The organism is Alteromonas sp. P256 (assembly GCF_036864455.1).
Taxonomy (GTDB): domain Bacteria; phylum Pseudomonadota; class Gammaproteobacteria; order Enterobacterales; family Alteromonadaceae; genus Alteromonas.
Genome location: NZ_JAZETM010000010.1, coordinates 139,930 through 164,809 on the forward strand (window position 1 = coordinate 139,930; position 24,880 = coordinate 164,809).

A 24,880-nucleotide genomic window follows, 5' to 3' on the forward strand; every position below is an offset into this window, starting at 1 on the left:
CTTTGTTTTTGATATGATAAACAGCTTTCATAACAACATAGAGTTAATATTATTTTTCCTCGGCTTTTTTCATCATTGTAAAAATACATTCGTTTTGTGTTTCTGTATTTATTTCTTCGCTTTAGGAAGGTAAAGTAAAGCGAAAAGGAATCGCTATGAAAAGATACGCACTTTACCTCATACTCTGCGCAACTGCATTTTCGTGCAGCCAACCGCATAAAAATATAGACACATCTAATCCTGATGCATTTTTTGAACAATACTCTTCTAGTGAAGCAGAAGTATTGCTTAAAGAGAGTATACAGCGCGCTCCCGAGAATATTCAATTACGGCTATTACTAGGGCAGTCTTATCTTTATCAAGGTAAGTACGAAAGTGCCGAAAAAGAATTTATAAACTACCTAGAGAATACGAAAAGTGATTTGCTAACGAATACCTTTTATGAATTATATGCAGAAGTATTATTTTTCACCGAAAATCAAGCCCTCTTAGACACTGTTCCGCTTGAAGCACAACAACAAAGCGTAAAAGTAACGACGCTGGTAAATTCGAACCGTGGGTTTGAAACGCCTCAAACCACAGAGCAGAATACGGTGCTTCACGATGTGAATACCACTTCTCTTGATATCGACGAATTGACACAACACAATTATTATCTGTACTTTGCAAAGCTCGAAAAACTGTTCTCTCAGGCCGATTACCGGCAGGCTGCTCATATATCTGAGCCGCTTAAACGTTTGCGTCCTTTCGACAATCAGGCGCTGTTTTATTCGATGCTTTCATACTATAAAGACGGAAGTTTTCAAGAAGCAGACACACTTGCAAAAGCGCTTCTTGTTAAACAAAGTAACAATGCCGTTGCCAATCTTATTAGAAGTGCTTTCTTGTTAAACACAAAAAATTTCGCTGACGCGAGAAAATACATCAACATTGCAATGCGAGAGGGAATAGAAAATATTGATTCGCGCATTGTAGCAGGGGTTTCAAACTACCATTTGCAGAATTTTGAGCAGGCTCACGAACATTTTACAAAATATCGAGATATCGTTGAAAAAAATAAAGACCTGCGCAAATACCTCATTGCTACAGAGCTAAAATTAGGTATTTTTAATAACAACGCTAAGGCGCTACCTAAAGATGACAGTGGTGTTTTGTTCGGCCTTGATATCATTGAGAAGTTAGAAAGCTCAAACGCCACCGAAAAAGTAGGGCCGTTCCTTGATTTTATCAAGGATATAGACATACAAAATGACGATTTGAGCCAAGTTGCTAATTTAACGTTGGTCTCTCGCGGGATACCTCAGTTAACCAAAAGCGAACTCGTTAAATTACTCACTGACGCTGACATTAGCGTGGTTACCCTTTATATCAGTGCGCTTATCGCCGGCGAGAGTATTGAGCTTGCGCTTAATACATTGAGTGAATTATTGAAAACCTCACCTTCAAATACAGATTTAATGTCGTTAAAAGCAGCAACATTATTAAAAGTAGACCGGCAGACAGAGGCGAAACGAGAAATAAGCAGATTATTAGAAATTGATCCTAATAATCTCATAGCTCAAAAATTCTCCGCATTTGAGGCAATTGAAAACAAGGAGTATGAATACGCCATACGTCAGTTTCAGACAATACTCAAGCAGAAGTACTCGAGTTCTAGTATGGCTGGATTAATAAAGGCCTCGAATTTAAATGATACATTGAAGCAAAGCATTAATTGGTTAACCAACCTATACGCCAATGCGCAAAACATTGTTCCTAATTTGGCTGTAGACATCGCTTTTCTTAATTATCAAAACGGAGATATGGACGCTGCTAAAACTTACTTGCAAAAGCTAGAGGGCACCGACAATAAACCTCAGAGATACTATATTTTACTTATTACGTTGCATAGAGAGCAGCGCAATCATGAGGAAGTGCACAACACCATTAAGCAATGGGTGTTAAATAGTGGCGTAAATGAGCAAGTTACTCGCGTTGCATTAAACTACTATGAACTGGAACAACAGTGGGAAGCTGGGCTTGAGTTTGTAAAGTTGATAAAAGAAAATTCTGGCGCTTCGAATACACCATATATATCTTCTATCGACGCATATTTTCTCTCGAGAAACAACAAAATATCAAATGCAAAAAGCATGTTGAAGAGCGTCTCGCCTAATGCTAGCTACTTTAATGTTAAAACCCAAGGCCTAATACTCGCTACAGAGAATAAGTGGCGACAAGCACTTGAGAAATTCACCACTGTGTATGGGAAATTACCATCAACAGAAAACGCATTGTTAGTTTTTAAAAGCTATCAAGCGTTAGAAGACGTCTCAACCGCAAGCGCATTTGCAGAAAAACGCAATTCTGAGTTTCCAAATGATACTAGCTTTAAGTTGAGATATGCAGAATGGATGCTGGTGCATGAGCCTTTAACAGCGATACAATTATACCAAGACCTGATTGACAGCAATCATGAAACAACTGCCATTTACAACAACCTAGCATGGCTGTTGTTACAGAATGATAAAGCACAAGACGCGGAGCCTCTGATTGATAAAGCACTGACTCTGCAACCTAATAATATTAGAGTCATTGATACTGCTGTATCCATCAAATTGGCATTGAGCAAGCCGTCTGCAGCCATAGAGTTAGCCAATAGTGCTGTTGATAAAAATAAAGGGAGTTTTAGCGCTGAAATACTTCGAGTTGAAACGCTAATTCAAGCCGCTAAGTTCGATGAAGCCAGGGTAAGAATTCGCGGCATCTCGCCGGCTAATGCTAAAGAGCAAGAAGTCATAAAGCGACTGAATAATGAATTACAGCGAGCGGCTTCTTGAGTCCAAAGTTATCGATAGAAGTAGTACCTCAGTGCAGCGTCAGCGTTTTCGAAGATATTTGTAAAGGTATAGACGTTACTTGGACGTATGGCATGTGCAGCGATAAGTGGCTTGGTAATTGGCTGAGAATAGCACAAACCAAGCCAGAGCTTTTTATTTTGTTAGAAAACAACAAGCCTGTGGGTTTCTGTTTTTTTACTGTTAAAAACGTAAGAAAATATGGCTTATCATGGAAGGCCGCCTATTTAAATCAGTCTGGCGACACTAACGTCGATCAAATTTGGGTTGAAAATAACCGTTTTTTTTGTGCAGAACAGCATGAATCTAATTTTTTAAATCTTGTTAGTGAAACACTTTTCACGAAGTATTCTGTGAGTGAACTTGTAATTTCGCTCACAGACCAGCGGCTTACATTCAACCATATTAGCAACAACAGCACACTTTACAGTAGTGACTGTAACGTAAGTTATGTCAAAACACTCAGTCGCCTATGTAACATCGATGACATTTTATTGACGTTATCGAAAAACTCACGCTCTCAACTTCGGCGCAGTATTAAACGATTAAAAGAAAATGTGGGAGAAATTGAGCTATCTTCACCACAGACAAAAGCTGAACAAAATTCATTTTTTGATCAAATGTCTAGCTTTCATATAGCTCGTTGGGGAAACACCAATGAAGGGAGTGGTTTTAACAATGAGAAATTTGTTTACTTTCACAGAATGATGCTAGCACAACCAGAAACATCGGTTATAGTAAGGCTTCACGCTAGCAATGTTGTACTAGGCTACGCTTACTTCATCACACAAAACAACACTGCCTATTTTTATTGCTCAGCGATAACACCTTCGCCTGAATTTACGTATTTTAAGGTGGGCCATATATTACATTTATATTGTATGCATTATTTTGCATCGCTCGGATATCTTACCTATGACTTTCTCGCAGGTGATTTCAGGTACAAGCAAAGCTTTTCTGATACAAACTATTCCATGTATACCCATAAGCTTGTGAAAAAGAAAAGCGTACTTTCTTATCTTGCGAGAATAAAGACGTTGATCAGCAGACTTCTCTCAACACCCTCGCCGGATTTCCCCCAACAATAACGCCTTCGGGCACATCATCAACCACCACAGAACCGGCTGCAACAATACTTCCCTTACCTATATTGGCCATTACCAACGCGCCATTACCTAGCCAACAATTTTCGCCTATTTCAACTTTGGAAAATATACCGCCTTGGTCCTTTATTGGCTTTGAAGGGTCTGAAAAGTTGTGCTGTCCTTTTCCACTCATAATGTGCACACCGCTTCCTAACAATGTGTTTTTTCCAATAGCGCATTTGCCGATATTGCATTGAGGCCCAATATACACGCCCTCATCAATGCTCGTGTCTTGCTGAGAAAACAACGTACCAAAGGAAATAACCACATCAGGTGAGCATTTTTTAAAAGCAAATCGATAGAAGGCGCTGCGTAAATAACTTCCCATCTTGCCGGGTAACAGTGACAGAGCCTGGCTGTAACTCGCTATCAGAGCATCTTTATTTAAAAGCAACGACAATAGTTTATAAGAGATCGTGACAGGGCTAATAACAAGCGCTAGAACCAGAAAAACAATATGCTTGATAAGTTGCTTCATATTCTTTCCAAAACCTGTTTAAGAGGCTGTAACTGCTGCTCCCAAGAATAGGTACTGTGCAGCGCACTGTATGCCTTATCTGCTAGCTGTTGTGCTGTGTCAGTTTTTTTTACGCAGTCTACACAGGCTTCTATAAATCTGTTTTCTTCGTTTGCAATATACATAGTATTCTCACTCGCGTAGCTAATTCCCTCTGCCCCCATGCTGGTGGTTATCACGGGTAATTTGCATGCAGCAGCCTGTAGCACTTTGTTCTGAACGCCCCTCGCAAGTCGAAACGGAGCAACAAAGGCAGTCGCTTTATGAAAATACGGCAGCATATCGTCTACAAAACCAGTAACTTCAATCGCTTTGTCTCGCTCTGATAGTTGCTGTATCTCTTTTGTCGGGTTCATTCCACCTATTGTAAAGGTGGCGCCAGGCAAACGTTGTTTTATTGTTGGCCAGCAATACTCCACAAACCACATAACGGCGTCTACGTTTGGTTTGTAATCCATAACGCCAGTGAAGAGAAAATTTGTGTCGTTCGCGGGCGTTGGGGCGGGAAAAAAAGCAGAAAAATCTAAACCGTTTCCTAGCACTTTAACCGGTTTGAACGCACTCACTGTTTTTTCAAATAACCGGGTTTCTTCTTTAACAATAAGAAATGTATCTTCAAACTCTATATTCGCTTTCGCTTCAAGCCTTTTTATTCGCTTGCTCTCTCGACGATATACCACGCTCATAGGAAATGAGCTCGACTCAGCATACTGTCTCCATTTATCAGAGTCTACATCCATCATATCCATAAAAAGCGCACACGTTCTATCGTCATAATTAGCAGCATTAAACACATAGTATCCAAGACTTGAAGCACTGAGTAATAGTGCATCGCAGCCATTTATTAAACGGGCATTCACTTCCTTTTGAAGTGCACTGCTATAAAACGCGCCAACGCTAATGGCTTGTCGATGCATCAATGCCCAACTATAGCGCTTAATTTTATGAGGAAGAGGGAATACTGTCACCGAAATACCTAACTTCTTACCAAGCTCCTTTGCGTCGGCACTATCTTGTGTGTTTTCGCCTAAACAAAGCACATCAACGCAATAGCCAAGTTGTGTTAAAAACTCAATCTGATGATAAGTACGAAGCTTTTCGCCCTTATTGGGCGGGTAAGGCACCCGCTGAGATACGACAGTGATTTTGCGAAGCTTCGCCATTTTTACGTCCATTAGCAAAATTTTTAATTCCCGTAGCTATAGTACGTTGAAGGCTTTAGCTCGTCAAAATAACCAACAGTAGTAGTTTTGATTCCAATATATTGACTATGTCTTTCACTTCACACTACAAACTCTGTTTGCATTTTTTCTAGCCGTGCTGCCATTCTATTGTTCGATTGCATAGAAAGGTAAACACGTTGGCATTACATAACAAGTGATATAAAGTATTACGGTGTTTTTAAATTGCCTATCACGGAAGAAGTACAAGTAGCCCAATGCAGCATATTGTTTTTAGTTTACGTAACGCGAGTTCGCACACTCAACGCGGCTCATTCTGTGTTGGAGTGCCCTGCCCTAAGGGTAATTTTTCGGTATCAGACTCACTTCAGTTAGTTGATGAGAATGACGAGTATGTAAGGGCCTCATTAGAACCACGGCTGTTATGGCACGACGGTTCAATAAAGTGGCTGTACATCACGGGTATAGCGTCTATACCGTCAAATGAAACGAGGAATTATTTGCTAAAACTGGCAAAATCTACTCAACCTTCTTATGTCAATCCCATTAGGCCAAGGGATTCGAAGGGCCAAATAGACATCACAATATCAAACGGCCAGATGATTACGGTAAATCGTAACCATCCAGGTTGTTTCAACGTAAATAACGCGCTTACAACATCGTTAGCCCACTACAACGGCAACAAACACAACGCCCTGCCCTTTTCACATATAAGTGATTTTAGTTATACGGTATTAAGAAGCCATTGCCATAATGTAGCCGTGAGAATCAAACACAAAGGGCAGCTTGAGATACAAAACAAAGCTCTAGATGTTGAACTTGAAAGCACGGTTTTTTTAGCCAATGGTGACGTGTTAAGCGATATCACCATTACTAACCCAGCGGCATCTTTGCACCCAAATGGACAATGGGATTTAGGAGACCCATCATCTATATGTATTAATGAGTTGTCACTCGCTATAAGTAAGCAAGCTAACACCTTATATGTAAACGATAATCAAACGCTCGATGCCCCCTTTGACAGTGCGTTCATTCACCAGGCATCCAGTGGAAAGCCACATTGGCAAAGCCCTGTGCATGTGAACGCTGCAAATAAAGTAAACTTATCCCATAAGGGCGCTAAAGTTTATTGCAATGGCGAATTAGAATACGAAGCTGATCAATGCCAACCTTTTGCTACCTTTAAATTAGAAGACAGTTCTGATTATGTGCTTGAAGCAAAAGAGTTTTGGCAGCACTTTCCCTCAGCAATGACCGCGACTAAAGAAAGTACGTTTGTTAGCTTGCTAGGTGCGAAAGATAGTGAACCACAAGAACTACAACCAGGAGAGCAGTTAACGCGAAGTATATCTTTATCGGCAGGCCCCATTACCACCTTCGAAGTGACACTTTGCAAAGACTGGGTTCAGTACACCTCATGCCTTCCCTTTACGCCCTTCAATGCCCCAAAACAACTTCAGCAACTCATAGATAAAGGAATAAAGGGCGACAACTCATTTTTTAACAAACGGGATGCTATTGACGAGTTTGGCTGGCGGCATTTTGGTGAATTATACGCCGACCATGAAAAAGCGTTGGCGACAGACACAGAGTACTTCGTTTCCCATTACAACAATCAGTACGATCCGCTTTGCGGCATGCTATATCAATGGACAGTGAGTGGCGATCACCGTTGGAAAGAGTTAGCAGATAACTTGGCAAAACATGTTGCCAATATTGATGTTTATCACACGACTCTTGATAAGCCAGAGTATTCTGGGGGGCTTTTTTGGCATACCGATCATTATGTACCCGCCCATACCGCGGGTCATAGAACGTATTCAAAAAACCAGCCTAGCGACGTATACGAAGATCATGCAGGCGGTGGTGGTCCTGGCGGACAGCATTGTTATACAAACGGGCTGCTGCATCACTACTTATTAACCGGCAGCAATACTTCCAGAAACGCCTTGCTAGAAATTTGCGGTTGGATAGAGGGCTATTATGAAGGTGATGGCACACTATTAAATGCATTGCTGTTAATCAAAAATGCAGGTACCGAAGGCCTTAAAAACGTAAAAACAGGCCAATATCCTTTAGACAGGGGAACGGGTAACTATCTTCAAGCATTAATGGATAGATATACCCTGTTAAATGAAATTGGAGATTTAAAAAAGTGTGCATATATCATTCAGCACACAGTGTCGCCAACAGATGAAATTAGTGAAAGAAATTTAGACAATGTTGAAGCAACATGGTTTTATACTGTCTTCTTTCAGGCAGTTTGCCGGTTTATTCAGCTTAAAGAACTGCACCAGCAAAATGATTACGACTATGCCTATGCAGTTAAAGCACTATCGCATTATGTAACCTGGATGGTAAACAACGAATACCTGTATTTAGAGAAGCCTGACATTTTAGAATTTCCGAATGAAACATGGACAGGTCAAGATTTACGAAAGCTTTGTTTACTCGCTTTTGCCAAAGCATACTTACCCAACTTAGTGAGCGAAATAGAAGACAAAAAGCTCGATTTACAAACCAAGATTATCGATAGACTTAGTAACACTAAAGAAAGTGAGACTACACGTCTGCTGTGTTTAATGATGCAAAATATGAACTTTGAATCCTTTGAAGCAATACCGCGCCCAATGTTTATAGACACCCGCATGAAGATAGAAACACACTCAGAGAGTCTTAGTACGTTTTTGTTTGCTTCAATTCGTCATTTTTCCCTTAGCAAAGAACGCACCCAAGCAGTGAAGCGCTTTGTGCAACTTCAACAGTGGCTGGGCAAACCGTGAGAGAGCTAAAATGACCGCGTTAATTAGCTTTATTATTCCTCACAAAGGCAGAGAACAGATGCTTATCGACACACTCGATAGTATAAAGCATCAAACCCTGCCTTCAGAGCAATTTGAAGTGGTTATTGTTAGTCAAAATAGTAATGTATCGCAAAGGCTCAAAGAGTTTGAGCAATTCTTTTCTTTAAAAATTATTTACAACGATGATGAAAACAGTATTTCGCATTCTAGAAACTTAGGCGCGGAAAAAGCGACAGGGACTTATTTTGCCTTTCTCGATGCTGATGTCAGTCTTGCAAGTGACTATGCGTTGGTAATGCTTCAAAAACTACAGCAGTCATCTTCACTTGCCTTAGTTGCTGCAATGCAAATTAACTCAAAAAATGCGCCGCCGCTAGAACGAATAAGAACCTCGCTTAGCAATGCTGAATTAGATACCACCGTAAGCTTTTTGCCTGGCAGGAACCTGTTTTTGCACAAAGACACCTTTGCAAAAGTAAATGGCTTCCCAGAACACCTTTTAACCTGTGAAGATTATTATTTTACTGGACAAGTTAACGAACATGGCGGCCTTTACTACACCTCTGAGACTCATTATGTGCACCTAGGGGAAGACAAAGCTTTCGGCCCCATGTTTAAAAAAGAAATTTGGCGTGGACAATCAAACATCGCGTCAACCAGTGGCAGGCCGATCCCCCTTCGTGAGTTACCCAGCTTTATAGTTCCTTTTGCCGTTACTCTAGGCATTATAATTTTATTGCTTTGCCTGCTGTATTCACAAACCAACTTCGCTATTATATCCAGCATAATCGCAGGGGCACCTCTTTTGGCATATACATTTAGGCTTAAAAAGTTGGTAGGCAACACAGTTTCGTTTTTAAATTGCCTACGCTTTTACCTTGTGTACTTTCCAGCAAGAGCCATAGGAACACTATTAGGAGCACGCGGCGCGGTAACCACCAGCTCGCATAAATAATAATGAAAATATTGCAGTTTATTTGTTCTACGGGTTTTTATGGCGCAGAGCGCTGGGTATTGGCACTGTCTAAACACATGCCTAGCAGTGTGACTAGCGAGCTGGCAGTAACGTTAGAGCCAGGCACCGAAGACTTAGAGCTCGTTAAACAATTTCAACCTATCGGTAAAACCCACCACATTCCTATGCATGGCCGATTCGATTTAGGTGCCGTAAAAAAACTCGCTGCACTTATAAAAGACAATAACATCGATATTATTCATACCCACGGTTATAAATCAGATATTTTAGGGGTTATGGCGGCTAAAAAAGCAGGCATTCCCTGCGTTGTAACGCCACACGGCTTTGAAAATGCGGAAGACTTTAAACTTCGCCTATTTATTTGGGCCGGATGCCAGGCAATGCGCTTTGCAGACAAAGTAGTGCCACTTTCTAGGCAGTTAATGGCTGATGTAAAGCAATTTAATATTGCCGAACATAAATTAGCTTATATTCAAAATGGCGTAGATTTATCAGAAGTAGAAGCTGTGAGAGTAACCAAGCAACCAAAGCCGGAAAACAGTAAAAAGGTAATAGGGTTTGTTGGCCAAATGATTAGCCGCAAAAACATTACCGCTATACTAGACTGCTTTGATGCGCTGTATAAAAAGCGTAATGATATAGAGTTAGTATTTCTAGGAGATGGTGAAGACAGGCCCAAGCTAGAGTCTTATGCAAATACCCTAGACAGCGAGAGTGCAATATCGTTTTTAGGTTTTAGAAACGACAGACTCGAGCAACTTCGTGATTTTGATATGTTTGTAATGACCTCCACCCTTGAAGGTATTCCGCGCTGTTTAATGGAGGCCTGTGCTATGGAAATTCCTGTATCGGCTTATGACATTGCAGGTATCGATCAACTTATCACTCATAGAGAAAGCGGGTTACTCACGCCGCTTCACGATACTCAGCAACTTCAAAAAGACTGGGAAACGTTACTAGACGATACAAATTACGCTCAGCAGCTAGCGCAAAACGCGCGCATATTTGTGCAAGAAAACTTCTCAGCACAGCGGATGGCTGACGAATATCATGAGTTGTTCTCTACTATGCTAAACGAGCAGCAAAATGGGTAAACCAAACGTATTGTTTGTGCTCACCATAGACACTGAAGAAGAATGGCAGTGGGACAGTGAGTTTCCCCAGCATGATTGTTCAGTAAAAAATGTTGAGAAGCTTCCTGCATTTCAAGCCTTTTGTGAGTCGCTAGGCATAAGGCCCACCTATTTTGTTGATTATGCTGTGGCCAACGACGCTCAGGGCAGCCATATTCTTCGCGAGTTTGTAAAAACCAAAAAAGCAGAGATTGGTGCCCATTTACATCCGTGGTGTAACCCGCCCTACTTTGGTAAAACAACAGAAGCGGAATCTCATGTCATTAATTTGCCTGAAGAGCAAGTTGTGCAAAAACTGGATGAACTGAACCGTGTTATCAATGAAAAAATAGGGGTTACGCCACGTTCCTTCAGAAGCGGTCGCTGGGGTATGAAAGGTAAAACACTTGAACTGCTTGCCTCGAGAGGCATTACCGTAGACAGCAGTGTATATCCGTTTTACGAAAACCCATTCTTTCACTGCAAGGGCGCACCTAATACTCCATACTACCCTAGCTTTGACAATGCCCTTCAACCTGGCAGCCAACGGAATATAATGGAAATTCCTGTTACTGCTGGCTTTAATGTATCAAACTTCCGCAATGCAGATAATATCCATTCAGTTTTATCTAGGCCTCCATTTTCAATGTTAAGAATAATTGGCATGCTTTGGCATACCAAAATTCTTAAAAAAATATACCTTAGTCCTGAGTTATCCGACACTAGCAGTATGGTGGAGCTAAGTGATACCTGCTTGGGTAAGCAGCATAAGGTAATACACATGTATTTGCATAGCTCTAGCTTAATTGATGGTGTAACTGGTTTACTTAATGTAGATAACGCTTATGACTTAATTTGCCTTCGTATTACTGACTTTTTAAAAGACTTGGAAACAAAAGCAAATATTTCGTTTTGTACTATCACTGAAGCAGCTGAGCGACTAAAAGAGAACGAAGTACCATTAATCGAAAACTCGCCCAAGGAGCATTATTTTGGAAAATGATGTTCAAAATTTTGATAGTCAGATAGAAATTCAAATCGCTGCGTATAGCGACTTACACGGGTGGAACGATTACGTAAGCCAGCATACCCGTGCATCTGCCTACCACCGTTTTGGTTGGCTGCAAGCAGTCAAAGATGCGTATGGCCACGACAGCTTTGGCATCATAGCTAAAAATAAAGAGACTCAGTGTATCGTAGGCGTAATGCCCTCAGTACTTATGAAAACGCCTTTCCTGGGCACACAGCTTTGCGCCCTTCCTTACTGTGATGTTGGCTATGCTATTGGTGACAACGCAGAAATTGAAGAACAACTGCGACAGTTCTTAGTGCAACACGTAAGTAAGGCGAACATTAAACAATTAGAAGTACGCAATGTAGATAACATAACCCAACAGCCTGAATCACTTAAACACCAAAAAGTGCGTATGCTTTTGCCTTTACCTGAAAGTAGCGAAGCGCTATTGGCAGGTTTCAAATCTAAGCTTCGTAGTCAAATTCGCAAAGCTGAAAAGAATGGCTTAACTGCAGCTCTTGGTACTGAACAAAAATTCATTGACGAATTTTACAACGTTTATGCAACAAACATGCGAGATTTAGGCTCTCCAGTACATGCTAAAAAGTGGTTTCAACACATTATCAAAGTATACGGCAGCAATAGCGTTATCGGTGTGGTGTATCACGACGGCAAAGCCATTGGTGCAGGGTTAGTTATTAAAAATAACACTAATGCCTCTATTCCGTGGGCATCAACACTTCGGGAATACAACAAACTTGCACCTAATATGCTTTTGTATTGGTCGCTATTAGCCCATTGTGCAGATAACAGCATTGAATGTTTTGATTTTGGACGCTCTACCTTTGAAGAGGGTACTTACAAATTTAAAAAGCAATGGGGTGCTGAGCCGCAATTGCTTAACTGGCAAAAGTACAATTCAGCAGGTAGACCGATTACAGAAAAAGTTGATTCGTCGCAACAGAATAAACTGCGTTCAATGGTAGAAAGCATATGGCAAAAGCTACCACTTAGTATAACCGTTTCAGCAGGGTCGTTAATTCGACCTTACATTTCATTATAGGATCGTAACGTATGTGCGGCATTGCAGGGTTTAGCCTGTTTAATTATCAGGAAGGTGGAAGTGCTTCATTAGAGGCAATGCACAAAGCCATCGTGCATAGAGGCCCGGATGCGAGCGGTATATATTTAGATGATCATATTGGTTTATGCCATCGTCGCTTAAGTATTTTGGATTTATCGGAAGCGGGCAACCAGCCCATGTATTCTGCCGACAATAATTTAGTTATTGTATTTAACGGTGAAATTTATAACTTTTTGGAACTACGAGCAGAGCTTGAACAACAAGGTGTTATTTTTAAAAGCCATACCGACACGGAAGTAATATTAGAACTTTACGCGCGAGAAGGTGTTAAATGCCTCGATAAACTAAATGGTATGTTTGCTTTTGCCCTTTGGGATAAAACAAAGCAAGAGCTATTCATTGCTCGTGATCGTTTAGGCAAAAAGCCGCTGTACTATTTTTCAGACAACGGGCGTTTTGCCTTTGGGTCAGAAATAAAGGCCATACTTGCACTACAAGATATTCCAAGAGAAATACGGTTAGACGCCGTGCACGACTTTTTTGCCTACCAGTACGTGCCAGACCCTAAAAGCATTTTTAAACACATACATAAACTTCCCCCTGCGCATTACCTTGTTTTAAATAAAAATGGGTTTTCAATAAAAGAGTATTGGGACTTAAGTTTCAAACATGTCACGGGGAACAGCGAAGAAACGAACAAACAAAAGCTTAAAACTCTGCTAGAAAAAGTAACGAAGCAGCGCATGATTAGTGATGTTCCTTTAGGTGCCTTTTTAAGCGGCGGTGTAGATAGCTCTGGTGTTGTCGCTATGATGGCTGAAGCAAGCAACAGCCCAGTGAAAACGTGTACCATCGGTTTTGATGACAAAGCGTTTAACGAGGCCGATTTTGCCCGAGAAATAGCAGAAAAATACCATACAGAACACCATGAATTTACGGTACATCAAAATATTGCAGAGCAATTAGAACATATTGCTAGCTTTTTTGATGAACCCTTTGCCGACCCTTCGTTGGTGCCTACGTTTTTTGTGTCTGAACTAGCCAGAAAGGCGGTTACTGTTGCATTAGCAGGCGATGGCGGCGACGAAATGTTCGCGGGCTACGAAAAGTACACTACGGACGACATTGAAAACAAACTCAGGAATAAGCTTCCTGAAAGCATTAGAAAAAAGATAATTCCAAGTCTTGTAAAAATAGCCAGTGTATTTCCAGGGGCTATTGGAAGGAAAGGGAAATCGCTACTTACCAGTTTATCGCACGACCCCGCCATGGGCTTTTTCATCACAAACAGTATGATGACCGACGATATGTGGAATAAGCTGGTTAAACCCGACGTAGCCGCAACGCTAAACGGTTACCACCCTAGCCAATATACTCTTGATATGTATAACAAGGCCGATGGACCAGACCATTTAAGCAAAATTTTATACACCGATATTAAAACCTATATGACAGGCGATATTTTGGTGAAAGTAGACAGAATGAGTATGGCTAACTCTTTGGAAGTTCGGGCCCCTATTCTTGACTATCAAGTGGCAGAATTTGCCGCTACCCTTCCCTCTTCACAAAAATACCGTGATGGAGAAAAGAAGTACTTACTGAAAGAAGTGTTTAAACCGTTTATTCCCGATTCTTTGCTGTATAGAAAGAAAATGGGGTTTAGTACGCCTTTAGATGATTGGTTCAGGGACGAATTAAAAGTGCTGTCAGAATCAAAACTGCTTCAATGCAATAAGGGGTTGAGCGAAATATTTAGTACAGCCGCCATTAATTCCATTTGGCAGGAGCATCAAAGCCGTAGCAAAAACCACGGCATTGTATTGTGGAGCATGCTGATGTACCAAATGTGGTATGACCGATATGCCGTTATACAAGAGCGTGCATCATAATGAAAGTAATGCACGTTACCTACGACATGCGTATTGGCGGCACGGAAATGGTGGTCAAGAACCTCATAGAGGGCAACACCGACGCCAATATCGACATGTCAATTTATTGCATTGAAACCCCTTTAGGCCCTTGGGGTGAAGAGCTTGCGCAATCTGGTATTTCCATCACTACGCAAGAACGCAAACCAGGTTTCGATACATCACTTATTAAGGCAATAAGGCAACATATTAAAGAAAAAAACATAGACATTTTGCACTGCCACCAGTACACCCCTTGGGTTTATGGTGCATTAGCAGCCGCCTTTACAAAAACCAAGGTTATTTTTACGGAACATGGGCGCTTTTACCCTGACTCTACAAGTTGGAAAAGAAAGCTCGTTAACCCAATATTGCTCTGTTTCACGTCGAAGGTAACCGCCATTTCAAAGGCAACAAAAGATGCTTTGGTGACCTATGAATTTATCCCTAGTCGTAAAATTGACGTGGTTTACAACGGTATTGAAGCATTAGTAGTAAAGCAGAACGAAGTAGATGCGTTGCGCACGCAGTTAGTGCTTGATGAAAACGACATAATTTTGGGTACCATTGCACGGTTCGACCCGATTAAAAATCAGTTAATGATGATTAACGCATTTGCGGAAGCCGCAAAAAGCCAAGACGACATTTACCTACTCCTTGTAGGAGATGGAGAAATGCGTGAAGCACTGCAGCAAGAAGTAGGTAGGTTAGACATCAATGATAAGGTTGTTTTTACTGGCTATATTGCCAAGCCTGCAAACTATTTAGCACTAATGGATGTTTTTTTACTTTCGTCGTTAAGCGAAGGAACATCAATGACGTTGCTTGAAGCAATGAGCTTAGGCAAGCCTTGTGTAGTAACCGATGCAGGCGGCAACGCTGAAGTTGTTACTCACAATACTAACGGCCTAGTAACAGAAAACGATAACAAAAATGCATTTGCAGCAGCAATATCACAATTAACACAGCACCATGAAATGCGCGAAAATTTTGGTAAAAATGCGATCGAAAAATTTGAATTGCAATTTAGTGCACAAAAAATGAATGAAGCATTCCGAGTTAAATACAATAACCTTATGCCTTCGGTTCAGTGAGAATTTAACGTGAAACATAAACAAAAAGTAGAGTTGGTTTTCTCTGAAGTGTTCCCACCAATGCATGGTGGAAGCGGCCGTTGGTTATGGGAGGTATACTCTCGCCAAGATGCCGATAAGTATGTTGTGGTGGCCGGCAGTGCAGAAGGTGACACACTTTTTGATAATAAAGCCGAACTAAATATTCATAGAATTTCTTTCGACTATACGTCTTGGTCTGATTGGGCTTTATTTTCACTGGGCGGCCTAATTTTTTACACAAAACTTTTTTTAAAACTTAGAAAGATTATTAAACAATACAATGTAACCGCTATTCATTGCGGGCGATGCATTCCTGAAGGCTTTGTTGCCATGCTGTTCAAGCTTTTTAAAGGTATTCCTTATTATTGCTATATACATGGTGAAGATATTGAGAATAGCGCGACCAGCCGAAGTATGACAGCCATTCTACGCCCGGTGCTTAAGCGAGCAGACCTTCTAATTTGTAATAGTAAAAATTCACACCGTTTGCTGCTTGAACATTGGGATGTACAGAAAGATAAATGCTGTATTGTTAATCCCGGGGCAAATACATCTGCATTCGTACCAGCACCCCGCTGTGAAAATACTCGCGAAAAACTTGGCTGGACAGACAGGTTTGTTTTAGTGACTGTTTCAAGACTAGAGGAACGCAAAGGCCACGATATGATGGTTAAGGCCATGGCAGATATTGTGAAAAACGTTCCTTATGCATTGTATGCCATTATTGGCAGTGGCCCGCGTATTGAATACCTTAAACAGCTAACTCACGAACTGAACTTGCGTGATAACATTAGATTTATGCCCAACGTGAGCGATGAAGACATGGTAGCGTGCTATCAACAGGCAGACGTATTTGTATTACCCAATAGAGATGTAGGGCGTAATATTGAAGGCTTTGGAATAGTAATGATAGAAGCGCAGGCGTGTGGCATCCCCGTTATTGGTGGTTTATCTGGTGGTACACCCGAAACACTCTTAGACGGTAAAACAGGTTTCAGCCTGAATTGTAGTAATCCTGATGCGTTAGTAGAGCATGTTACCCTGTTAGCAAATGATACCGAAAAACGAAAGCAAATGGGCGTAGATGCTCGAAAACATGCCAAGCAGTTCGATTGGAAAATAAAAGGCCCCGAAGTGATACGTAAAATAGAAAGCATGGAGCATGGCAAGTGATATCTGCACTGCTCTATCTCATTCCATTTTTGACGGGGTTAGCCATGTCGCTTAGACATGGACCGGTACTTATTTTTATGGTGTACCAGCTCGATTACTTCTTAAACCCTCAAAACAAGTGGTGGGGAAGCTACCTGCCGTTTTTAGGTGCACAGTTTTATCTTGTGCTTACAATGTTAATCGTATTTTTCATTGGGTTTGGAAAATACTGGCCAAACAAATATTTCAAACACCCTCAAATTACTTTTATGTGGCTAACAATAATATGTTTTTGTGCTGCTTACTTTAATGCCCCGTTCACAGAATACCACATATCATCAATGGACGCATTTCTCACAATTGGGGTTGTAACGCTGTTAATGGTTAAATTATGTACTGAAAAAAAACACATTTACTGGATTATTGATTCATACTTGCTCAGTGCGTTTTTGCTCAGTTTTTATATTTATGGCTGGGGGCGAGACAGTTCAGGGCGGGTCTCCGGGGTTGGAATGGTAGATGCTCCCGACTCCAACCTAGTTGCTGCCGCACTAGCCCCTACCATTGTGCTTTTTATTGCCAAACTTATTGCAGATAAACGCTTAATTGCCCGGGGGCTATACGGCATCGGGTTAGTCTTTGTTCTTAACTCGCTCATCTTGATTAATAGTCGTGGCGGCTTGTTAGGCGTTGTCGCCGGTATAGGCTATTTCCTTTTTATCAGCTTTAAGAACGACGCGTTTACGATTAAGGAAAAACGCGCAATATTTGCCGGTATGATCTTATTCGTTGCAGCCTTCTTTCGCCTGGCCGACACCACCTTTATAGATCGAATGATGAGTGTGAAGGAAGAGTCCACCCTAAACGAAGACCAAGAAACAGGTTCGACACGTGTGTTTTTCTGGCTTGCGACACTGGATATGGCAAAAGATCACCCGTTTGGTGCTGGCGCTGGTGGCTTTCAGTACTATGCACCACAGTATATTCCGCAAGATGTAAATACAGGAGGCTCGAGAAATCGGGCAGTTCATTCAACCTGGTTTGAAACTCTTTCTGAAGCAGGTTATCTGGGATTACTCTTTTTCACCTTAATGATTTTTTACACTCACCGCGCTTTTGTAAAGGTAAGAACGCATCTTTGGAATGCGAGAGACTTTGTTAACAGCGCACTTGTTCTCTCGGTATCAAGTGGGTTTGTGACTTTTATCATGGCAATGACTTTTATAAACAGACTTAGGGCAGAGGTGCTATATTGGTTGATTGCACTATCTGTATGCTGCGTAAATATTTTCCTTACAAACAATAAGCCTGATATCGTTCACTCAAAGAACGATGCAAAAGACTAAAAGAATTAATAAATGACGACGTACATCAGTAACATAGAAAAACCCTATTATGGTTTTATCGACGGATTAAGGGCCATTGCAGTACTAATGGTTCTAGTTTTTCATTTAGAGCCAAATTATCTATCTGGTGGTTTTATTGGTGTCGATGTTTTTTTTACTATCTCGGGCTTTTTAATTACACAAATATTGATAGAAAAAAAGGAGCTCCCATACTTTCAGTTCCTTCTGGCCAGAGCGAGACGTCTCGTACCAGCAATGGCTCTTGTCATTGCAGTTATTGCGTTGCTGGGGATTTTTTTCATTGCACTGCCTACAGAAATTAATGCCCTAAGTAAGTCTATAATCGCAGCTTCAGTCTATGCATCAAACGTTTTCTTCTTTTTTACAGCGAACTATTTTGATAGTACCAAAGATAACAACATGCTTCTACATACTTGGTCTCTATCCGCTGAATGGCAGTTTTATCTTCTATATCCATTCATCATTTATTTATTTGCTCGCGGACGTTTCGCTTTTCTTTGTCTTTCACTACTCAGTTTGATTACATTAATAGCGGCTCAGTTCTATTTGAGCCGCAGTAGTGACGCTGTATTCTACCTAACCCCATTTAGAGCGTTTGAATTCAGTCTCGGAGGGCTAGTTTTCGTCATGCAAAATAAGAATTTGCTTAAACGCTATATGGGTAAAAGCGAATTTCTCGCAAATTTTGTGGCTATACTTTCAATAGTTACTCTGCTCTCCTTATCGGTTATCTACGATAAAAACACGCTTTTTCCTGGTGTCAGCGCTATCTGGGTTTCACTAGCAACTTGCTTAATTTTGGCGATAGGTTTGTCACGTGTTACTCCGTTCGGTGCGTTAAAAATCATTGATAACCAATTTATGAAATACGTCGGTAAGATCTCTTATAGCTTGTATTTATGGCACTGGCCTTTAATAATTGGTGTGAGGCTATATCAGCCTGAACCCGACATAAAACAAGTAGTTATCGTTGGTATCGCTAGCTTTGTTCTAGCTGATTTAACCCACCGCTATTTCGAAAATATGTTTAGAAAAAATACGCTCCAAAATAATTGGATAGCGATTGTTTTAGCGATTATTCCTCTATCCATAGGCGTAATTGCATATGGAGTGAATAAAACTTCACCTGAGTTGCTTAATCGCCTTACAGAGAATCAACGCCATTTACTAAGTGTTCAGAGGTGGGCAAAAGTGCCTGGAAGATGTATAGCCAGACATGAAACACATGAGTATTTTGATTGTATTGTAGGTAATGTTGATGCTGAGCCAACAATGCTGGTTTATGGTGACTCTCATGCACAAATGCATGTTTGGGCGTTGCATGAAAAGCTTGTGCAACAAGGTGAGTCAGCCAGATATCTTACTAAAGGAGGATGCCCTCCGCTATTTGGTGCAGTTTTAGAGCAAACAAATTTGAACCGTGAGGCATGTCTGGAACTTCAAAACAGATTCAAAAGTGTTTTAGATACATCGCCATTAATTAATACCGCAGTTATAAGTGCCAGATGGTCGGTATATGCCGATAAGAAGCTGCTGCAAGATAATGAAAAAAGTCAATACAGTGACATCGAGACACAACTCAAACTTGTTATTAAATATCTTGAGGCCTCTATTGATAAGATAGTCATAATGAATAGTTTACCAGAAGCAGCAGCTCCAGCACCGGAACTCATAGTTCGTAACTTACGCGTTGGTAAAGAACTAAAAAACTTCACTAACCAAGCGTCAAATTTCGAACTCTTGAGCTCTTTACAAAGTGATAAAGTCAAAATAGTTAATGTAGAAAACATACTGTGTCAACAAAATGGTGTATGTCCATTTTTTTTGAATGAGAGTCAAGTGCTGTTTGATTCTAATCATTTAACGGTTGAGGCTTCAAAATATGTGTTAGAAAGAAGCCTATTTTATGGTGCTTCGACGAACTAAAGAATTAATGAAATCGCTCGCTATAAGTTATTTTTGCTCAAAAGGAAATTAAAAATTGGCAATTTATTATCATTCAGACTTCAGTAAAAAACATGGGCAACGCAACTTTGGCGATGACATTAACCCCTATATTCTTCAACGATTCCTGCCAAAATCAGTCATTGCGTCGGAAGACACGTGCGTTATTGGCATTGGCACACTATTAAACAACGGTCTTCTTGTTGAAATTAAACCTTATAAAAAGGCTATTATCTTCTGCTCAGGAGTGGGTTACGGCAACCATGGACAATTAATAGGCCATGAAAAGCTGACTTTTGCTGGGGTACGTGGCCCAAAATCATGTGAGGCGTTAAAATTACCTGGAGATATAGCAAAAACAGATGCAGCGATACTTTTAGCTGACAAAAAAATCGATACAAAAAAGAAATATAAAACCACTTTTATACCTCATATCAATACCGATTGGTCAAGCGGTAAGATTATAAAACGCGCATGCGACGATCTAGATATTCGCTATATCGCCCCAAATGCAGACCTAGAAGAATTCCTCGATACGATAAACAAATCAGAAAGTGTAATTACAGAAGCAATGCATGGTGCGATTGTTGCCGATACTTTACGTGTGCCATGGATTCCAGTAAAAATTCATAATGCACTTGGATTTAAATGGGAAGACTGGACTAGTTCAATGGGGATCGATTACTCTCCCAATGTTTTGACGCCAATATACGATCCAACAACTAGCCTGATATCAAACGTTAAGTCGCACATCAAATTTTCACTTTTCAAAACAAAACTCAAAACATTAGTTGATGACGTGACCTATTTAAGTGCAGAGCAAGTTTTCGAGCAAAAGCTTGGAGACGTGCTAAAGCTAACTGAGTCAGACCACTTTAAGGTCAAATAGTATGAGCCAAGACCTAATTACTTTCGTCATTCCAGTGAGGCATTACCTCAACGCAAAAAATTGGGAGCAAATAAAAAATAATTTGTCTCAGACGATCAAATCTATACAAAACCAGAAAAGCGATAACTGGGATTGTGTAATCGTTGCTAATAGCGGATCTGACTTACCAGAATTACCTGAAAAATTTGAAGCAATTTGGGTAGATTTTCTACCAAACCCTTTTTACGAGAAGGATAAACACGATTTAGAAAAAGTTCATGATTACGTCCGACTAGATAAAGGTCGCCGCATACTTACAGGTATGAAAACAAGACCAAATTCAGAGTATTTAATGGTTGTTGATGATGATGACTTTTTAAATTCCTCTCTCGTAGAGTACGTTGAAAAAAATAGAGGAGAAAACGGGTGGTACATAGATAAAGGCTATGTCTGGCCAGAGGGTAAAAACCTTCTATATGAATGCTATTTTTTCGACCAATTGTGCGGAACCTCTCTAATCATCAGGAACGAATTATATACGCCTCAAACAATTAATATCGAATTGGATGAAGATATAATTAAAGAAAGGCTTGGTAGTCATTTACTGGTTAAAGAGTGGCTAAATGAAATTGGCTTCAGTTTAATGCCAATCCCATTTTTTGGTGCGATGTATCGAATAGGCAATGTGAATGCACATAGCCAATCATCTGATATTTTTACTATGTTTGTAAAGCCACACATTAGAAATTTAAAAATCGTTGAAGCTTTTCGAGCTATTACTTACATCAAACGTTTAAACAAACACATAATACGAAGGTTTTCAGTGAATAATAAACATAGTACAAACGGTTAATTTTGTACCGAAATGTAGGTGATATGGTCGTGACCAACAAAATACAAGAAAAAGCAGAAACAAGTATAGTTATTCCTGTCTACAACAGAGCCAAGTTCATCATAAATGCAATTAAATGTATTGAGGCTCAAACGTATAAAGACTGGGAATTAATCATAGTTGATGATGGATCCACGGATAACTTATCAGATATAGTTAGTTCGTATCCTTTAAATCTTACTTTTTTAAAGCAAGAAAACGCAGGCCCAGGTGCCGCAAGACAAGCAGGAACTGAGGTTGCAAATGGTACTTTTATTGCGTTTTACGATAGTGACGATGAATGGAAACCCAACCATCTTGAACAGTGTATATATTATCTGAAAACTTACCCGGAGGTAGATTGGGTTTATACAGCACTAAAAAGAGTAAATCACTACAGCAAAAACGTCGTTGAAGAAAATTCCTTTTTTAAAGAAGATGGAAAGCCAAAAGCTTTCCAAGAGTTAAAAACTCTTAATTATGATAGTTTTCATATTATTAACGACAAAAGAGCAGCTTTGTATTCAATACAATACGGTATAGAGGCTTGTTTCCAATGCAGTGTTGTTAAAAGAGAAGTTTTATCAGAAGTACCAATTCGACCCTACAGGATAGGAGAAGATAGGTTATTTATCACTGAAGCTATCAAAAGCGAGATAGTAATTGCTTACCTAAATGAGGTAACTGTTATCTATAATATTCATGACTCAAATATTTCAGATACAGACAAAAGCGCAAACTTATCATCAAGGGTGAATATAAACCTTCATTTAATTCAATCATATGTAGACACATTAAACTTTATCAGTAACTTTACTAAAAAAGAAAAAAGAGCAATTAGAAAAAAAATCGCTGACGAATTATTTTGGGGGGTTGGTTATAGTCTTTATTGGCAAAGCGACAAGCCAAGGAAAGCGTTTAAGTACTTTTTTAAAGCTTTTAAGTACTACAACTTGTCACTTTCTTACTATAAAACCACAGTGCTTTGTTTTATTAGATTGTTGTTTGAGATAAAAAAATGAAAAAAAAAAATATTCTTTTCGTACATAGCAGTAGTTCATTAGCCGGCGGCGAACGAGTTAGTGAATTACTTTTCAAGGGTCTAAAACAACATAAACGATTTGGTTTGTACTTACTTCATGCTCCTGAGAATACAGAGTTTAATAGTCTAGCTGCGTACTATGGTGTAACACCATGTGCCTTTGAGTTCAATGATTTAGTGATTAAGAACTGCTTAAAGACGTTGCTTTCAACAATAAAGCTTGTTTCGCTTTTTAAAAAGAACAATATCGATATTATCCATACAGTAGATCCCGTCGCATACAGAGCTACCGCCATAGCTGGTTCTATTTGTAACGTCAAAATTATATTTCATCATCACTTTCCCTATTCAGAAGATGCGTTACGGTGGTTTTTTAAGCACCTAAAAAAGCCCGAGTGTCATGTTTTTTGTTGCGAGTCCATTTCGCAACCTAGTAGAGCGGGTCTTGCAGATTTCTATAGTAATGTTCCTATTGAGATTATTCATAATAGTATTGATCTTAATCAGTTTACTTTCACACCAAAAACCTTGGATGGAACGCACCACATTGGCATAGTTGGCAATTTTCAGGAACGAAAAGGCCATGAGGACTTTATTCAGATTGCGAAAGCGTTAATTGCCAAAGGATATCACTGTGTTTTTGATGTCTTTGGAAAAGAAGAGAGCGGTTCAGGACGAGAAAAAGTATTAAGAGACACCATATCTAATGCTGGGTTAACTGATCATTTTGTTTTTCATGGTTTCGTCGATAACCCAGCCGACGCTTTAGAATCTTTGCATATTCTTGTTTGCACATCAAAAAAAGAAGCATTCCCAATGAATATTCTTGAAGCTATGGCAAAAGGAGTATCTATAATAAGTACCGATGTAGACGGCATTCCCGAATCAGTAGTGGATAATATAACAGGGCTACTCAATGCCGTTGGCGACGTTGATAAAGCGGTGAGTAATATTGTGCGTTTAATAGACGAACGTGAATTTCGCGATCAGTTGTTGGCTAACGCTCGACGCAGTATTGAAGATAACTTCACACTTGATGTTTTCGTAAACAAGTTCATTACACAGTACGATAAACTTTTGACGGGTAATGAATAATGCTTTTTAATTAATTCGAGTTCATTTTCCTATTTCTACCCATAACCGTTTTAGTTTATTAAACACTGGCTAAGCGACTATCAGTTGAAATCGCGCTTCTGTTTCTGCTGATCGCCTCGCTGTATTTTATGGCTATTGGAACCCTCTTTACCTAGGGAAACCGCGAATAAGTCCTGCAATTTAGCTTTTGGTCGATTCACGGCGTTTTTCAAGATAATTGTCGCCTGAGCTGTTAAGCAGCTTCTTTTTTATTCTCCGGATTTAGCTCCACGCTTCGTAAGCGTCCGGTAATCCCCACATTCAATTCTTAAATTAGCTACAGCATGGTGTTCTCTTTGCTTAGGAGAATGACCATGCAGCAATACCAACGAAGAGAAATGCAAGACTGGCTCAATTTATTTGAGCAACAAAAACAAAGTGGACTCACTGCGGTGGAGTTTTGTCGCCAGCAGCAGATTAACGTTCAAACCTACTATACGCGGCGCCGTGATATTCGGCTTCAACGAACAAGTAGCAAGTTCATTCAGGTTAAACGCGAAGTCACGAAGGTTGAATCCTACACCGAAGAAATGGCTGGCGAACTTCTTCTAAAATTGGGTAAGGCCCAACTTAGCGTGCCAACCACTATTAACCCTCACTGGGTTGCTGCTGTGATGAAGGCATTGTATTAAGCGACAATTACGGTGGCCGGTCTAGCGTCAATTATCTTGGCCGGTTGATCTGATAAGGTTCGGCACAGCAGAACGAAGGAAGTTCACTGTGCCGGGAACACGAATCACGGATCAACAGGTCACGATATATATGACTCATAGAAAACGAAATAGCCAAGTTGTCGCTGCTGCTAAAGT

19 protein-coding genes are annotated in these 24,880 nt (G+C 40.2%); 17 read left to right on the forward strand and 2 right to left on the reverse strand.

Annotation, left to right across the window (positions count from 1 at the left end):
- The first annotated feature begins 155 nt into the window (after positions 1-155).
- A complete protein-coding gene (locus V7R39_RS14870) occupies positions 156-2,819 on the forward strand; it encodes a tetratricopeptide repeat protein (RefSeq protein WP_334031638.1) in 2,664 nt (887 codons plus the stop codon).
- Positions 2,816-3,925, forward strand: a complete 1,110-nt coding sequence (locus V7R39_RS14875; protein WP_334031641.1) for a GNAT family N-acetyltransferase — start codon at positions 2,816-2,818, stop codon at positions 3,923-3,925. Before V7R39_RS14870 ends, V7R39_RS14875 begins: the two co-directional genes overlap by 4 nt.
- Here the strand turns inward: V7R39_RS14875 and V7R39_RS14880 are convergent.
- Positions 3,879-4,460, reverse strand: coding sequence for an acyltransferase (locus V7R39_RS14880; protein WP_334031643.1), 582 nt, complete (start codon positions 4,458-4,460; stop codon positions 3,879-3,881). The two genes, V7R39_RS14875 and V7R39_RS14880, sit on opposite strands and share 47 nt — an antisense overlap.
- On the reverse strand, positions 4,457-5,662 hold the full coding sequence (locus V7R39_RS14885) for a TIGR03087 family PEP-CTERM/XrtA system glycosyltransferase (RefSeq protein WP_334031644.1): 1,206 nt from the start codon (positions 5,660-5,662) through the stop codon (positions 4,457-4,459). The genes V7R39_RS14880 and V7R39_RS14885 overlap by 4 nt, the downstream gene beginning before the upstream one ends.
- A gap of 275 nt (positions 5,663-5,937) precedes the next feature.
- On the opposite strand from V7R39_RS14885, the gene V7R39_RS14890 reads away from it, so the two are divergent.
- From V7R39_RS14890 to tnpA, 15 genes are all read left to right on the forward strand, one after another.
- A complete protein-coding gene (locus V7R39_RS14890) occupies positions 5,938-8,463 on the forward strand; it encodes a hypothetical protein (protein ID WP_334031645.1) in 2,526 nt (841 codons plus the stop codon).
- A gap of 10 nt (positions 8,464-8,473) precedes the next feature.
- A complete protein-coding gene (locus V7R39_RS14895) occupies positions 8,474-9,439 on the forward strand; it encodes a glycosyltransferase (protein WP_334031646.1) in 966 nt (321 codons plus the stop codon).
- A gap of 2 nt (positions 9,440-9,441) precedes the next feature.
- Entirely contained in the window at positions 9,442-10,554 is a 1,113-nt protein-coding gene (locus tag V7R39_RS14900; protein WP_334031647.1) for a glycosyltransferase, read from the forward strand.
- Complete coding sequence (locus V7R39_RS14905) at positions 10,547-11,575, forward strand: polysaccharide deacetylase family protein (protein ID WP_334031649.1); 1,029 nt, start codon at positions 10,547-10,549, stop codon at positions 11,573-11,575. Before V7R39_RS14900 ends, V7R39_RS14905 begins: the two co-directional genes overlap by 8 nt.
- Positions 11,565-12,650: a FemAB family XrtA/PEP-CTERM system-associated protein gene (locus V7R39_RS14910; protein WP_334031650.1), complete on the forward strand. Its 1,086-nt coding sequence runs from the start codon at positions 11,565-11,567 to the stop codon at positions 12,648-12,650. The genes V7R39_RS14905 and V7R39_RS14910 overlap by 11 nt, the downstream gene beginning before the upstream one ends.
- Positions 12,651-12,661: 11 nt before the next feature.
- The gene (gene asnB, locus V7R39_RS14915; RefSeq protein ID WP_334031651.1) at positions 12,662-14,560 is read left to right on the forward strand and encodes an asparagine synthase (glutamine-hydrolyzing); all 1,899 of its coding nucleotides are present in this window, start codon (positions 12,662-12,664) and stop codon (positions 14,558-14,560) included.
- Complete coding sequence (locus V7R39_RS14920) at positions 14,560-15,672, forward strand: glycosyltransferase family 4 protein (protein WP_334031653.1); 1,113 nt, start codon at positions 14,560-14,562, stop codon at positions 15,670-15,672. Before asnB ends, V7R39_RS14920 begins: the two co-directional genes overlap by 1 nt.
- Before the next feature lie 9 nt (positions 15,673-15,681).
- Positions 15,682-16,866, forward strand: coding sequence for a glycosyltransferase family 4 protein (locus V7R39_RS14925; RefSeq protein WP_334031655.1), 1,185 nt, complete (start codon positions 15,682-15,684; stop codon positions 16,864-16,866).
- A complete protein-coding gene (locus V7R39_RS14930; RefSeq protein ID WP_334031656.1) occupies positions 16,863-18,191 on the forward strand; it encodes an O-antigen ligase family protein in 1,329 nt (442 codons plus the stop codon). The genes V7R39_RS14925 and V7R39_RS14930 overlap by 4 nt, the downstream gene beginning before the upstream one ends.
- 12 nt (positions 18,192-18,203) lie before the next feature.
- Positions 18,204-20,138 (forward strand): acyltransferase family protein, encoded by a 1,935-nt coding sequence (locus V7R39_RS14935; RefSeq protein WP_334031657.1) that lies wholly within the window; start codon positions 18,204-18,206, stop codon positions 20,136-20,138.
- 55 nt (positions 20,139-20,193) lie between these two features.
- Positions 20,194-21,045, forward strand: a complete 852-nt coding sequence (locus V7R39_RS14940; RefSeq protein ID WP_334031658.1) for a polysaccharide pyruvyl transferase family protein — start codon at positions 20,194-20,196, stop codon at positions 21,043-21,045.
- Position 21,046: 1 nt separating this feature from the next.
- Positions 21,047-21,877: a glycosyltransferase family A protein gene (locus tag V7R39_RS14945; RefSeq protein ID WP_334031659.1), complete on the forward strand. Its 831-nt coding sequence runs from the start codon at positions 21,047-21,049 to the stop codon at positions 21,875-21,877.
- Between the two features lie 29 nt (positions 21,878-21,906).
- Complete coding sequence (locus V7R39_RS14950) at positions 21,907-22,917, forward strand: glycosyltransferase family 2 protein (RefSeq protein ID WP_334031660.1); 1,011 nt, start codon at positions 21,907-21,909, stop codon at positions 22,915-22,917.
- Entirely contained in the window at positions 22,914-24,032 is a 1,119-nt protein-coding gene (locus tag V7R39_RS14955) for a glycosyltransferase (RefSeq protein WP_334031661.1), read from the forward strand. The genes V7R39_RS14950 and V7R39_RS14955 overlap by 4 nt, the downstream gene beginning before the upstream one ends.
- A gap of 353 nt (positions 24,033-24,385) precedes the next feature.
- Positions 24,386-24,703, forward strand: coding sequence for an IS66 family insertion sequence element accessory protein TnpA (gene tnpA, locus V7R39_RS14960; protein ID WP_334031662.1), 318 nt, complete (start codon positions 24,386-24,388; stop codon positions 24,701-24,703).
- The last annotated feature ends 177 nt before the right edge of the window (positions 24,704-24,880 follow it).

Excerpts from the sequence above, each read along its gene's own strand:
- V7R39_RS14870 (WP_334031638.1), top strand. The coding sequence starts at position 156 with ATGAAAAGATACGCACTTTACCTCATACTCTGCGCAACTGCATTTTCG.
- V7R39_RS14880 (WP_334031643.1), bottom strand. The coding sequence starts at position 4,460 with ATGAAGCAACTTATCAAGCATATTGTTTTTCTGGTTCTAGCGCTTGTT.
- V7R39_RS14885 (WP_334031644.1), bottom strand. The coding sequence starts at position 5,662 with ATGGCGAAGCTTCGCAAAATCACTGTCGTATCTCAGCGGGTGCCTTAC.
- V7R39_RS14890 (WP_334031645.1), top strand. The coding sequence starts at position 5,938 with ATGCAGCATATTGTTTTTAGTTTACGTAACGCGAGTTCGCACACTCAA.
- V7R39_RS14895 (WP_334031646.1), top strand. The coding sequence starts at position 8,474 with ATGACCGCGTTAATTAGCTTTATTATTCCTCACAAAGGCAGAGAACAG.
- V7R39_RS14900 (WP_334031647.1), top strand. The coding sequence starts at position 9,442 with ATGAAAATATTGCAGTTTATTTGTTCTACGGGTTTTTATGGCGCAGAG.
- V7R39_RS14905 (WP_334031649.1), top strand. The coding sequence starts at position 10,547 with ATGGGTAAACCAAACGTATTGTTTGTGCTCACCATAGACACTGAAGAA.
- asnB (WP_334031651.1), top strand. The coding sequence starts at position 12,662 with ATGTGCGGCATTGCAGGGTTTAGCCTGTTTAATTATCAGGAAGGTGGA.
- V7R39_RS14920 (WP_334031653.1), top strand. The coding sequence starts at position 14,560 with ATGAAAGTAATGCACGTTACCTACGACATGCGTATTGGCGGCACGGAA.
- V7R39_RS14935 (WP_334031657.1), top strand. The coding sequence starts at position 18,204 with ATGACGACGTACATCAGTAACATAGAAAAACCCTATTATGGTTTTATC.
- V7R39_RS14945 (WP_334031659.1), top strand. The coding sequence starts at position 21,047 with ATGAGCCAAGACCTAATTACTTTCGTCATTCCAGTGAGGCATTACCTC.
- V7R39_RS14955 (WP_334031661.1), top strand. The coding sequence starts at position 22,914 with ATGAAAAAAAAAAATATTCTTTTCGTACATAGCAGTAGTTCATTAGCC.
- tnpA (WP_334031662.1), top strand. The coding sequence starts at position 24,386 with ATGCAGCAATACCAACGAAGAGAAATGCAAGACTGGCTCAATTTATTT.